The organism is Terasakiella sp. SH-1, assembly GCF_004564135.1.
Lineage (GTDB): Bacteria > Pseudomonadota > Alphaproteobacteria > Rhodospirillales > Terasakiellaceae > Terasakiella.
This window is the reverse complement of the sequence record NZ_CP038255.1, coordinates 2,525,187-2,537,239: the sequence shown is the minus strand read 5'-3', so window position 1 is coordinate 2,537,239 and position 12,053 is coordinate 2,525,187. Positions and strand designations below refer to the sequence as shown.

Here is a 12,053-nt window from a genome sequence, read left to right as displayed (position 1 = left end):
GCTTGCGGCCTACCGGGACAAGAAAAATGGTTATAAAAGAAGGATTTAACCTATGTCTAAGCGTATTGCCGCTAAATATAAAATTGACCGTCGCCTCGGTGTAAACCTGTGGGGCCGCGCAAAATCTCCGATCAACCGCCGCGATTCCCGTCCAGGTCAGCACGGCCAGCGTCGCCGTAAAGTGTCTGACTTCGGTCTGCAGCTCATGGGTAAGCAGAAGCTGAAAGGCTACTATGCGAACATCTCTGAGAAACAGTTCCGTCGTTATTACAAAGAAGCTGTTCGTCGCGTTGGTGATACAGGCGAAAACCTGATCGGTATTCTGGAAACACGCCTTGATGCTGTTGTTTACCGCATGAAATTCGTACCAACTATGTTTGCTGCACGCCAGTTCGTAAGCCACGGTCACGTTCTGGTTAACGGTAAGAAAGTAACAATTTCTTCTTACTTGGTTAAAGAAGGCGACACAGTTGAAGTTATCGCGAAATCTCGCGAAATTCCGATGGTTCTGGAAGCGATCGCCTCTGGTGAGCGCGATGTGCCGGAATATGTCGAAGTTGATCACAAGAAAATGGTTGGCAAGTTCATCCGCGTACCGAAGCTGGAAGACGTGCCATACCCGGTTCAAATGGAACCGAACCTGGTTATCGAATATTACTCTCGTTAATATTCAGTATCAATTCCCAGCGTTATGCAGGGAGTTGCACAGAATACAAAAGGCTGTTGCACTTTATTGTGCAGCAGCTTTTTTGTATTTTAATTTGGGCATATTATTTGTACGATAAGTTGAATTTATAGAGTGCTAGGCGGGAGCTGGTTTGTAGTGGGCATTTGTATTGAGGAAAAAATTCTGCAAAATGGAGTTTCATGCTTTTATGAAAAATATACAGGCGAGATTAGTTTTGAAGAGGTCGTAAAATCTGTTGTTTCTGCTCTCCACATTAAAGATTGTGAAACTTGTAATATTATTACGGATTGGGGAGACGCAGGCAGAGCTTGTTTGCTTGCTATAGACTGGACTGAATTTGCCGCATTAGTTGATAGTGTGGAAACTGGCAATGTTCAGTACAACAATGCTATCATTGTTGGTAAGGATGCAGAGCTTATGGGCTTAGCTGAAAGTATTAAATCAATGACGAAAAACTCCAACGTGATATTTAATGTTGTTGGAGATGAACAAGAGGCGATTGAGTGGTTGGAAGGCTGCCAAGCCAAACAATAAAGTAATGGATGTAAAAACGACACTAATACAAAACTGTCGTTTTAACTGTGTCTTCACAGTAGCCAGCAACAGCTGATAGTAAAATTACAGGAAATGTAGTTTTAGTGTTTATAAAGCTTGGATGATGACGAACAATAGTTAGACACGTTTGGCTGGGTAGCTTGAAAGAAACGTAGTTACAGCGTGCTGTTTGTTGTGTGGATTTTACTCTCGTTAATTTTTACGAGACGAAACCAAACGAAAAACGCTCAGTCCTTGGACTGGGCGTTTTTTTATATGTCGTGTTTCTCAAATACATGAAAAACTCTGTAAAATTCGAAAAAAGTTTAAGTCTTTTTGTTCTTTTTTGTCTATATTCAATCAGGGATAGGTGAAATTAGAAAAACTATAAGATGGTAAATCTAAAAGAATTCAACGGGTTTGATATAGATTTGGGACGTGCGGCGCATACAGTGACCAAGGCGCTGGATTACGTTGGGATTGATGACCACAGTCATGGGCGCCGTGTTGGGTTGATTTGCCACCGTATTGCCCACTGTCTTGGCTGGGACAGAGATCGTCGTCATTTCATTTTATTAGCCGGGATGTTGCATGATTGTGGGGTGTCTTCAACAGCCCTTCATCAAAAGCTGGTTGATGAGATGGAATGGGATGGGGCGGAAGACCACTGTGTACGTGGTGAGTTTTTCTTAAACAGTTTCCCTCCTTTTGCTGCTTATGGACAAGCCGTTCGCTATCATCATACCCGCTGGTCAGAATTACCTCACGATTTGGATAATCGGGTCAGGGAACATGCCAATCTGGTCTTTCTGGCTGATCGTCTGGATGTGGCTTATAGTATTTTCCTGTTGAATAACCCGCATTATGAAGCCCTGTTAAATCGCGATGATATTTTGGCCCAATTGAAACCATTTGTTGGGACATTATTTAGCGAAACCTTGTTCAATGCAGCCTGTGAAGCGGTTCAGAAAGATAGCTTCTGGTTGGAACTACAGGATGAGTTTCTTGATGAGGCAATTTTTGAAACACTTTCATTCAGCGATCATCGGATCAGTCTGCGCTTTGATGAAATCGAGTCCCTTGGGGAATTAATTTCCCAGATTGTCGATGCCAAAAGCCCTTTTACCCATTATCACAGTTTACGGGTTGCGGATTTGGCCTATGTGATTTCAGGGTTTGTCGGTTTTGGTGAAAAAGAGCGCCGCACATTGCGGGTCGCGGGATTGTTACACGATGTTGGTAAATTGCGTACCCCCGATGAAATTCTGGAAAAGCCAGCTGGGCTTTCTCAATATGAGCTGGCTCAAATGCGGCGACACCCAATGGATAGCAAGCGTGTTTTAAATGCGATTTTCCCCAATACACCGATTGGTAAATGGGCGTCTGAACATCATGAAAAATTGAATGGGTCAGGCTATCCTTATGGTTGGTCAGGGGAGCGGATCGACATGCCGACACGCATTTTGGCCCTCGCAGATATTTTTCAGGCCCTGTGTCAGAAACGCCCTTATCGTGATCGTTTAAAAGTGGATGAGGTCTTGGCCATTATGGATAAAATGATTGCTGCGGGGGAGCTGGACCCTGATCTTTACAAGTTCATCACGGCCAATAAGGATGAGCTTTATACAATCGCCATTCGGGAAGGCGAATGAAAAAAGCCCCCTAAAATCAGGAGGCTTTTACAAACAGGATAAGGCAGAGCCGTTTAAGCAGCAGTCTCAATACCCTTGTCTTTCAGAAGCTGGGCCAGTTCGCCGTTATCGAACATTTCGCGCACGATATCACAGCCACCAACAAATTCGCCTTTGACATAAAGTTGTGGGATTGTAGGCCAGTTTGAGAATTGTTTGATTCCTTCGCGGATTTCCGGATCAGTCAGAACATCAACACCTTTGAACTTTACACCGATATGCGTCAGGACTTGCACAACAGCGGCGGAGAAACCGCATTGTGGAAACATCGGTGAGCCTTTCATATACAGCAGGACAGAATTATCAGCGATGTCTTGTTCGATACGTTCAAAAACCGGGTTGTCACTCATGACTTTAGAATCCTTCTCAAATATGTCTGCATACGGATATGGCGGGATTTAGGGCTTTTGTCAAGATAGCGCAGCTTTTTGGCGTCGTGATTGTCGGATTGTTCCCGCGCTATATAGGATGAGTCCAGACCAAATAAAACCAAAGGTAATCAGATTATGTGTGCTGAAAGGTTCCATAAAAATAAAGACCGCAAGCAGAAACTGGCAGGTCGGATTAATATATTGCAACAGCCCAACCGTTGAATAGCGCAATTGTCGGGCACCAAAGGCAAACAAGATCAGGGGGATGGCTGTAATGGGACCAGCCAGCATCATTAAAGCTTGAACTTCTATGGAGGCATTCAGGAAGCTGACCTGACCCAATTGTGCCTGATAGCTGAGATAGGCAAGGGCGATTGGGGCAATCAGCAGGGTTTCAATGAACAGGCTGACGATGGCATCTGCCGGGGCCTTTTTTCGCAACATGCCGTAAAAGCCAAAGGACAGGGCCAAGGTCAGGGCAATCCACGGGAATTGGCCATATCCGATGATTTGATAGAGAACCCCACAAGCCGCCAGTCCAATGGCAAGGGCTTGCATGCGGGAGAAACGTTCTGCGAAAAATACAGCACCTAGGGCAACAGCAACCAAAGGCATCATGAAATAACCCATGCTGCCTTCCAGAGCCTGACCTGAGATCACAGCAAAAATATAAACACCCCAGTTTATGGAGATCAACAAGGCACTCAGCGCATAAAGGGAGACTGTTTTGATATCACGCAGGATCGTAAAGGTGGGCGACCAACGTTTCGTGAAGGTCATGATCAGGGCCAGAAAGAAAACGGACCAGACAATCCGGTGGCACAGGATTTCCAGAGCGGAAACCTGATCAAGAGCTTTAAAATAAAGACCGAAGGCCCCCCACATAATATAGGCTGCAATTGCACTGCTGACCGGTAAAAGCAGGCTGTTGTGTGCGGGGGGAATACTCACTTATTCCGGCGTGCTGGTTTGCAGGGCCAGAGCATGCAGGTCGCCACCCATCTTTCCTTGAAGGGCTGCATAGATCATTTGGTGTTGTTGAACCCGACTTTTTCCTTCAAAGGAGGGGGAGATCACATAAGCGGCATAATGATCACCGTCACCACGCAGGTCTTCAATCCGGATTTCTGCATCTGGCAGGGCCTCACGGATCATGCTTTCGATTTCGTGTGCTTCCATAGCCATGGTGGTCTCTCCTGTTTTTATTTATTGCTTCTGTTCTAGGATATAGCCGGAAGGTAAAGGGCGTCAATGCTTTAAGCATCTGGGTCCCATGGTTTGTAGATTTCGATACCTTGGTGATGCATTTCAAAAAAGAAACCTTTGTTGATTTCCCAATAGATATTCAGGGCCTTTACAAGGTTCGTGCTGGTCTGCTCGATCCTGTGATATTCTGTTGACGAAAGAGATGTACTGAGATGGGTGCGTAAGGCTTCCCGGCGTTCTGAGGAAAGGGGGTGGGTGCTTCCGCCGCTTTGTGGGCGTTCGCTTCCATGTTTTATGATGTGTTTAGCCTCTTTGATGAAATCATCCAGCACAAAAAAGAGTTCAGCACCAGCAAGCGCAAAAACAGGGTCATATGATCCATTGTTTAGCGCGTGCATTGTGAGGTCTAACCCAATTATATCGGCATCAAATTCTTCCTGTCGTTTAAATTCGGCCTTCTGTTGAGTCGTTAAAGAAGAAGGCTGAGATGGAGCAATCGTATGTCCATATTCATGGGCAAGAACAAAAAGCTCCAGACTTGTTAACAGGGGGAGGTATAAATCTGTTGGCGGATGGGGGAGGTCTGTCCCAAAGTGAGGTATACCCTCAGAAATATATGTGCCGATGAAAGATGAAAAATTTGGGCATAATAATTGGGCATTTTTGAGGATATGGGATCTGACGTAAGCCTCATCTAGATGTAAGCAGCCAATATTACTCTCTGTTGTTGCCTCAGGGAAAGAGAGGAGAAGTAATTTGGAAATACCTTCTGCAAAACGAAAGAGGCCGGTTTCTAAAATGACACAATGATAGGAACTATCTTGTGGGGGGATCACCTTTCCCTGAATTTGCCCGGTTGGCAGGGTGGCAAAAAAGAGTTTTGTTTTGGGTAAGGCCGTGGATTGAGCAATTGCTTGTTCTAACTGGCCCACCAATTGAGATATTATATTACATAAAAGGGGAGGGTCGTAGCGTGTACCAATATGGCTGTGTTGATGATCTGCAATTGCTTCTTTGTAAAGGTCAACCGTCTCTTCAATTGTAAAATGAGGATAGAGAACCTCTTTGAAAAAATGGCCTAATGGGGTCTCAACCTCTTCAGAAGAAGGGCGACCATATTTTGCAGGATCAAGGCTGAATTGATCGAAATAGAGTTTCTGATAGCGTGCAACGAGCTTTATAGCTTTTTCCAGCTCAACTGTATCAGCCATATGATTACTTTCTTATCAAAACGAAAAACCGCCCCAAAAGATTGGGACGGTTTTGTATTTAGTCGCTTTTGACTAGGCGTCAAGCAGCCTGATGGTTTTCACCTTGTTCCGTCAGGATGGAATAGAGCGCTTCGTTGGTGTCTGAACCACGAAGTTTTTCACACACACTATCGTCACGCAACAGGCGGGAAACACGGGCCAAAGCTTTTAGGTGGTCCGCACCAGCCCCCTCAGGTGCCAGCAAGAGGAAGACCAGATCAACCGGGTCATCGTCAATGGAATCAAAATCAACGGGCTTTTCAATGCGGGCAAACAAGCCATAAAGGCCATCCAGCTCATTGAGTTTGCCATGTGGGATAGCAATGCCACTGCCCACACCTGTAGTGCCGAGGCGCTCACGCTCCAGCAAGACGTCGAAGATCGCACGTTCATTCAGGCCGGTTACTTCACTTGCGTGACGTGCCAATTCTTGCAAAGCCTGCTTTTTGCTGGTCGCACGCAAGCCTGCTACAACACGTTCCGGTGTTAGAATATCTGAGATTTCCATTGGTCTAATAATATTTTCCGGTTTCTAAAAACGATGGCCGCGTAACATTAAGCGCCTGTTGGATCAATCCAGCCGATATTGCCGTCATCACGACGGTATACCACATTTACGTTGCCATTTGCACTATTTCTGAAGACCAGAACAGGCAAATCGGCCAAATCCATCCGCATAACGGCATCTGATACCGCCAGTTTCTGGATTTCCTTATCGACTTCGGCCACAATGGCTGGACCTGCGGCTTCTTCCGCAATTTCGGCTTCATGGCCGTCAAAGACCGTATAAGGTACGGCTTCGACACTGACGCGGTCTTGCTCGCGGTGATGATCGCGCAGGCGACGCTTATAGCGACGCAATTGTTTTGAGATACGTTCAATGCTTTCATCAACAGCAGCATAGGCATCTGTTGCCATACCACGGCCTTGAACGCGAATTTCTTTGCCGACATGGACGGTGATGTCGGATTTAAATTGGTGCTTGTCCTTGGAAACGGTCGCTGTGCCTTCAACGGCTTTATCAAAATACTTTTCAGTATTTGTTTTCAGCGTGTCTTCGATATGGGTACGCAGGCTGTCGCCAACGTCCATTTGTTTTCCTTGTACCGCAATTCTCATAATAGAAGTTCCTGCTTGATTATAGCCAATTTTCTATCCGGCCCTGCAAGCGTCTCAATCTTTCAAACGTGATACGTTTTCTTAACGAAGCGTTAACTTCATACGCGAAGGCCGGGAACTTAGTGGCAGTGTCCCTATCTGTCAATAGTCTTAATATATGCCAATCACTTTCCCTCCAATTTGATGTTCATCATGAATATGTGGGAAAAGCGTTTGGCGATTTCAATTTACTTTCCTAACAAAGCCTTTTTCTCCCGCCTCCTTTGTACAGAAGATGCAATCCCCAAGGCTTCACGGTATTTTGCCACGGTTCGACGTGCAATGTCGATACCTTCATTTTTTAAGAGCTGAACCAGCTTGTCATCTGACAGGATTTTCTTTGGATCTTCTTCATCAATCAGGCGCTTGATCTTGAATTTGACCGATTCCGCAGAATGGGCGTCACCGCCTTCTGAACTGTTGATGGCGGAGGTAAAGAAATATTTCAGCTCAAAAATCCCACGTGGTGTGGCGATATATTTATTGGACGTCACGCGTGAAACCGTACTTTCATGCATTTCTACCGCATCGGCAATATCACGCAGAACAATAGGTTTGAGGTATTCCACACCCTTTTTAAAGAACATATCCTGCTGGCGCACAATTTCGGTGGAGACTTTTAAAATGGTGGTCGCGCGCTGATGAAGGGATTTGACCAGCCAGTTGGCATTTTGAAAACATTCTGAGATATAATGTTTGGAATCCTTATCCAGCCCCAGCTGGTTCACTTCGGCATAATAGGAGTTATCAACCAGCACTTTGGGCAAGTTCTCACTGTTGAGTTCCACCAGCCATTTGCCTTTTAACCCCTGTTTCATCAAAATATCGGGAGTGACGGCCTGCACTTCGGTCGTGTCAAAGGCAAGGGCAGGGCGCGGGTCGAGGGCCTGAATTTCCGCAATCATGTCGCTTAAATCTTCTTCATCGACCTGACAGAGCTTGAGCAAGGCCGGGAAATCACGTTTACCAAGCAGGTCCAGATTTTCAACCAGCTGTTCCATGGCCGGGTCAAAACGGTCTTTGTCTTTGAGCTGCAGGGCAAGACATTCTGACAGGCTGCGGGCGAAAATACCTACGGGGTCCAGTGTTTGCAGTTTTTGAAGCACGTTTTCCAACAAACTCACATCGCAAGACAGGCTATCGGCCATCTCCGGTAAGTCAGCGGTGAAGTAGCCACTTTCATCAAGGAATTCAACCATATGGGCCGCGATGATTTTTTCTGCCGGGTGAGAAATATCGAGATTGACCTGTTCGATTAAATGATCGCGCAAAGACAGGTCAGCCGTAATATTTTGTGCCCAGTCGAAGTCTTCCCCACTCGCTGATCCTGCGGAGGCCCCATAACTGGTGGTGTCCAAACCGCCGGAACCTGCAAGGGTTTGATCACCTGGTGTATCGCTGCTCCATTGATTATCCACATCGGCATCAATGGAATCGTTGTTGGACGTTTCTTGTTGGTTGAGGTTGATATCTTCCAGTGCAGGAGGGCTTTCGCCTTCCGGACTGTTGTTGGTCTCAGCTTCCACCATTTCCTGCATGGGGGCATTGTCGCCTTCATCGCGTTGCAGGAGCGGGTTGCGTTCCAGTTCTTCTTCGACAAAATTGCCAAGCTCAAGATTCGACATTTGTAGCAGTTTAATGGCCTGCTGCAATTGTGGTGTCATCACGAGTGTCTGGGACTGTTTGAGATCTAACCTGACGCTTAATGCCATGGATGTTGCCTCATGCCCTAAAGGGTAAACCGTTCGCCTAGATAAACACGGCGTACATCTTCGTTGCCAACAATATCGCGTGGTGTGCCTTCCATCAGGACAGAACCGTCGTGGATGATATAGGCCCGATCAATGATATCAAGGGTTTCACGCACGTTGTGGTCGGTAATCAAGACACCAAGGCCCCGGTCTTTCAGATGTTTTACCAGCTCACGAATATCACCCACCGCAATCGGGTCAATCCCGGCGAAGGGTTCATCCAGCAAGATAAAATGAGGTTGAGAGGCAAGGGCGCGAGCAATTTCAACACGACGACGTTCCCCACCAGACAGTGCAAGGGCAGGGGCACGGCGCAGATGGGTGATGGAAAATTCTGCCAAAAGGGCTTCCAGTCGGGCCTCGCGGCGATTGCGTTTAGGTTCAACCACTTCCAAAACAGCGCGGATATTTTGCTCGACCGTCATGCCGCGAAAGATCGAGGCTTCTTGCGGCAGATAGCCAATGCCCATGCGGGCACGGCGATACATGGGCAAGTCCGTGATGTCATGACCATCCAATGTAATTTGACCATAATCAGGGGCAATCAAGCCTGTAATCATATAAAAGCAGGTGGTCTTGCCCGCTCCGTTAGGACCGAGCAGGCCAACAACTTCGCCACGCTGAATTTTCAGGCTGGCCCCGCGCACAACGGGGCGTTTTTTAAAACGTTTGCCCAGTCCATCAGCGACGAGACCCTCATTGTCAGCGACAATATGGGGGGCATTTGATCTCGGGTTCAGGTCTTCTTCTGACATATGGATGCAGTCCAGCGAACTGCCCTTTTTTTGTTTTTGCGTGGCACTATTATTGCATAGTTTTCGCGGTTGGCAAGACTAACCCGCGTACCCGGTTATCATTTGTGCCTGCACAGGCTTTGAGGCGGCTGGTATTGGTCTTGAGATTAACCGTGGCAGAACAGCCGTTGAGCAGATTGCCACCGCGTTTGATCTTTACAGCCCCGCTCAGGGTTGCAACAGCGCTGTTGACATTATAAATGCCCTTATCGGCGGTGATATGTTCTGTTTTTGTGACAATCACTACATTGCCAAAGGCATTGACGCGGTGAATTTGACTGTTGCCTTGTTTATCTTTGATAAATAAGGCGGCAAGGACGTCGGCTTTGATCTTGCGCCCTTCACGTACGGCTGTGGCATTGCCACGGGCAACGGCTTGGGCGCGTTCTTCCCAATATTCCAGTGTGTCATCGGCACTGATCACATCTTGTGGAGTGGTCAGTTTGGGCCGGGTGCCTGAGACCACCATAATGGCGCGTTTTAAATCGTAAACCGCTTTATCCCCTGTGACTTTTTCTGTGGCAGAGACAATATTAACTGCGCCCAAAGCTTCAAGGCGGTGGATGTTTGTATTGCCCGATGCTTCCTGCTGTGCGTCATCTTCGGTGTAATAGGCACGTAATTCATCAGCATTTAAGGTGACGCCTGCGCGTTTGGCAACGGCATTGCCTTGGGCGATGATGAGCTGGGCGTTTTGTTGCCATTCAATTCCATTATCGGCATAGATTTCCAAAGGGGCGTTGGGCGACCCGCTGGCCAGATTGATATCTTGAGCCTGAAGCGGCGATGCCAGCACGGTGGATGCGATCAACAGGGGAATGGCTTTTTTGAACATTATTTTTCTTGTATCCGGTTCAGGAACAGCTTGGCTTTTGTCTTGCCTGTGAAGATGATCGTTTTCCCTTTATCAATCAAGCGAAAACCTTCGGATTCAATGCTACCGAAGGGGCCTTGACCTTTAACAGGTGTATGTCCTTCGGCAGAACCAAGCGAGAGGTCCACCCCGGCAGAGGCTGTATGCATTTCATAGCCGGAATCGTGAAACAGATTGACGGCCCCGTCCAATTCCAGATATTGCGTCGGGCGATCATAAATCCCGGTATCTGATGTCAGCACCAACCATGTACCATCCTTCAATGTGACATCGGCTTTTGGGAGTTCCAACAAGATGCTTTGGGTTTCATCATCGGTTTGTTTGGCAATGTCCGCTGTGACAGAAAATGGCTGATTGTCATTATCTGTGCCAATATAGCGTGCGTTGATCATAGACGGGTCTTTGGCTTCTGAGAGTTCAATATTTGAAAAGCCAATGGCAAAGCGTTTTGAATCACTTTGCAGATGAGGCCAGATTATGATCATGGTGATGAGCAGGACGGCAATTAGCGGCAGAAACAGTTTCATCAGTTGGACGAAACGGCTATAGGCGCGACTGGCTGTTTTACGTGTGGATATGGAAATGGCATGCATGTCACGGTAGCTCTGGCGCGAGGCCGGAGTGCCGGAATGCCGTTTGCTAAATGCCAATGCCATAAATGCGTCCCTATTATATGTTCTTGCGTTTAAGCAATGCCTGCACGCAGGCAGTCGTGAATATGAATGATCCCGTCCAGTTGTTCGTTTTCTTCCACAACGAACAGGCTGGTGATGGATTTTTCATTCATGATGGCAAGAGCCTCAACGGCTAATGCGCTTGCGTTAATTGTTTTTGCACCTGTGGTCATGATATCGCCAGCCGACTTTTGAATCAAATCATCTGTCATATGGCGGCGCAAATCCCCATCGGTGATAATGCCCAACAGCTTGTTTTGATCATCAACCACAGCAACGCAGCCAAAATGTTTGGCGGTGATTTCCAACAGGGTATCACTCATGCGGGTGTCGGTGTTAACGGTGGGCAGGGCTTCCCCACTGTGCATCAGGTCTTTGATTTTCATCAGTTGATTGCCAAGGCTGCCACCGGGGTGAAATTGCTGGAAATCATCAGCCGAAAATCCGCGACGTTCCAGCAAGGCAACGGCCAGACAATCTCCAAGGGCCAAGGTCATAGTAGTTGATGTGGTCGGTGCAAGGCCCAGTGGACAGGCTTCTTGTGAAGCAGGCAGGACGAGAGAGATAGTTGCGGCTTCTGCCAAGGTACTGGCCGCACGTGATGTAATGGAAATCATCGGGATGGCAAAACGGCTGGAATATCCAATGAAATCAGAAAGCTCCCCGGTCTCACCAGAATTAGACAGGGCCAAAATAGCATCGGCCTGTGTCACCATGCCCAAATCGCCATGACTGGCTTCACCAGGGTGGACAAAGAAGGCTGGGGCACCCGTTGAGGCTAATGTAGCAGCAATTTTACGACCGATATGACCGCTTTTACCCATGCCTGTGACGACAATGCGCCCTTTAACTTTTGCCAGAATTTCCACAGCATTGCCAAATTCTGTCCCCAGCGTATCGGCCAAGGCGCTTAAGCCGTCGGCTTCCAGTTTGAGAACGCGCTTGGCCGTTTCCAGATCTTGGTCGGCAGAACGTGATTTTGCGATACGGGTGAGCAGGGCCATGAGGGTCTTTGGTTAAATTTTAAATCAGATGGGCCAATGAACTGGCAAACACTAAAAA

Annotated in this window: 14 protein-coding genes; 3 read left to right on the top strand and 11 right to left on the bottom strand. The window is 47.3% G+C overall.

Going from position 1 to position 12,053, the window contains the following annotated elements; all coding sequences use genetic code 11:
• Positions 1-52: 52 nt before the first annotated feature.
• From rpsD to E4K71_RS11750, 3 genes are all read left to right on the top strand, one after another.
• Positions 53-667, top strand: coding sequence for a 30S ribosomal protein S4 (gene rpsD / locus E4K71_RS11760; protein ID WP_135079795.1), 615 nt, complete (start codon positions 53-55; stop codon positions 665-667).
• A 156-nt stretch (positions 668-823) separates the two neighbouring features.
• Entirely contained in the window at positions 824-1,222 is a 399-nt protein-coding gene (locus E4K71_RS11755; RefSeq protein ID WP_135079793.1) for a hypothetical protein, read from the top strand.
• Between the two features lie 392 nt (positions 1,223-1,614).
• Positions 1,615-2,874: an HD domain-containing phosphohydrolase gene (locus E4K71_RS11750; protein WP_135079791.1), complete on the top strand. Its 1,260-nt coding sequence runs from the start codon at positions 1,615-1,617 to the stop codon at positions 2,872-2,874.
• 53 nt (positions 2,875-2,927) lie between these two features.
• Here E4K71_RS11750 and grxD read toward each other — a convergent pair whose 3' ends face one another.
• The 11 genes from grxD to E4K71_RS11695 all read right to left on the bottom strand — a co-directional run bounded on the left by grxD (position 2,928) and on the right by E4K71_RS11695 (position 11,995).
• On the bottom strand, positions 2,928-3,263 hold the full coding sequence (grxD, locus tag E4K71_RS11745; RefSeq protein ID WP_135079789.1) for a Grx4 family monothiol glutaredoxin: 336 nt from the start codon (positions 3,261-3,263) through the stop codon (positions 2,928-2,930).
• Between the two features lie 60 nt (positions 3,264-3,323).
• A complete protein-coding gene (gene rarD / locus E4K71_RS11740) occupies positions 3,324-4,235 on the bottom strand; it encodes an EamA family transporter RarD (protein ID WP_135079787.1) in 912 nt (303 codons plus the stop codon).
• Positions 4,236-4,469, bottom strand: a complete 234-nt coding sequence (locus E4K71_RS11735; RefSeq protein WP_135079785.1) for a BolA family transcriptional regulator — start codon at positions 4,467-4,469, stop codon at positions 4,236-4,238. It abuts the gene before it with no gap.
• A 71-nt stretch (positions 4,470-4,540) separates the two neighbouring features.
• On the bottom strand, positions 4,541-5,701 hold the full coding sequence (locus tag E4K71_RS11730) for a hypothetical protein (RefSeq protein ID WP_135079783.1): 1,161 nt from the start codon (positions 5,699-5,701) through the stop codon (positions 4,541-4,543).
• A gap of 79 nt (positions 5,702-5,780) precedes the next feature.
• Positions 5,781-6,248: a PTS IIA-like nitrogen regulatory protein PtsN gene (gene ptsN / locus E4K71_RS11725; protein ID WP_135079781.1), complete on the bottom strand. Its 468-nt coding sequence runs from the start codon at positions 6,246-6,248 to the stop codon at positions 5,781-5,783.
• A gap of 47 nt (positions 6,249-6,295) precedes the next feature.
• A complete protein-coding gene (raiA, locus tag E4K71_RS11720) occupies positions 6,296-6,859 on the bottom strand; it encodes a ribosome-associated translation inhibitor RaiA (RefSeq protein WP_135079779.1) in 564 nt (187 codons plus the stop codon).
• A 227-nt stretch (positions 6,860-7,086) separates the two neighbouring features.
• On the bottom strand, positions 7,087-8,610 hold the full coding sequence (gene rpoN / locus E4K71_RS11715; protein ID WP_135079777.1) for an RNA polymerase factor sigma-54: 1,524 nt from the start codon (positions 8,608-8,610) through the stop codon (positions 7,087-7,089).
• A 17-nt stretch (positions 8,611-8,627) separates the two neighbouring features.
• Positions 8,628-9,404, bottom strand: a complete 777-nt coding sequence (gene lptB / locus E4K71_RS11710) for an LPS export ABC transporter ATP-binding protein (protein ID WP_135079775.1) — start codon at positions 9,402-9,404, stop codon at positions 8,628-8,630.
• 49 nt (positions 9,405-9,453) lie between these two features.
• Entirely contained in the window at positions 9,454-10,278 is an 825-nt protein-coding gene (locus tag E4K71_RS11705) for an LptA/OstA family protein (protein WP_135079773.1), read from the bottom strand.
• Positions 10,278-10,973 (bottom strand): LPS export ABC transporter periplasmic protein LptC, encoded by a 696-nt coding sequence (lptC, locus tag E4K71_RS11700; protein WP_135079771.1) that lies wholly within the window; start codon positions 10,971-10,973, stop codon positions 10,278-10,280. The genes E4K71_RS11705 and lptC overlap by 1 nt, the downstream gene beginning before the upstream one ends.
• A 29-nt stretch (positions 10,974-11,002) precedes the next feature.
• Positions 11,003-11,995: a KpsF/GutQ family sugar-phosphate isomerase gene (locus tag E4K71_RS11695; RefSeq protein WP_135079769.1), complete on the bottom strand. Its 993-nt coding sequence runs from the start codon at positions 11,993-11,995 to the stop codon at positions 11,003-11,005.
• Positions 11,996-12,053: the final 58 nt, after the last annotated feature.

Coding starts and splice junctions, on each gene's coding strand:
- raiA (WP_135079779.1), bottom strand. CDS start 6,859: ATGAGAATTGCGGTACAAGGAAAACAAATGGACGTTGGCGACAGCCTG.
- grxD (WP_135079789.1), bottom strand. CDS start 3,263: ATGAGTGACAACCCGGTTTTTGAACGTATCGAACAAGACATCGCTGAT.
- E4K71_RS11695 (WP_135079769.1), bottom strand. CDS start 11,995: ATGGCCCTGCTCACCCGTATCGCAAAATCACGTTCTGCCGACCAAGAT.
- E4K71_RS11705 (WP_135079773.1), bottom strand. CDS start 10,278: ATGTTCAAAAAAGCCATTCCCCTGTTGATCGCATCCACCGTGCTGGCA.
- E4K71_RS11750 (WP_135079791.1), top strand. CDS start 1,615: ATGGTAAATCTAAAAGAATTCAACGGGTTTGATATAGATTTGGGACGT.
- ptsN (WP_135079781.1), bottom strand. CDS start 6,248: ATGGAAATCTCAGATATTCTAACACCGGAACGTGTTGTAGCAGGCTTG.
- lptB (WP_135079775.1), bottom strand. CDS start 9,404: ATGTCAGAAGAAGACCTGAACCCGAGATCAAATGCCCCCCATATTGTC.
- E4K71_RS11730 (WP_135079783.1), bottom strand. CDS start 5,701: ATGGCTGATACAGTTGAGCTGGAAAAAGCTATAAAGCTCGTTGCACGC.
- lptC (WP_135079771.1), bottom strand. CDS start 10,973: ATGGCATTGGCATTTAGCAAACGGCATTCCGGCACTCCGGCCTCGCGC.
- rpoN (WP_135079777.1), bottom strand. CDS start 8,610: ATGGCATTAAGCGTCAGGTTAGATCTCAAACAGTCCCAGACACTCGTG.
- rpsD (WP_135079795.1), top strand. CDS start 53: ATGTCTAAGCGTATTGCCGCTAAATATAAAATTGACCGTCGCCTCGGT.
- E4K71_RS11735 (WP_135079785.1), bottom strand. CDS start 4,469: ATGGCTATGGAAGCACACGAAATCGAAAGCATGATCCGTGAGGCCCTG.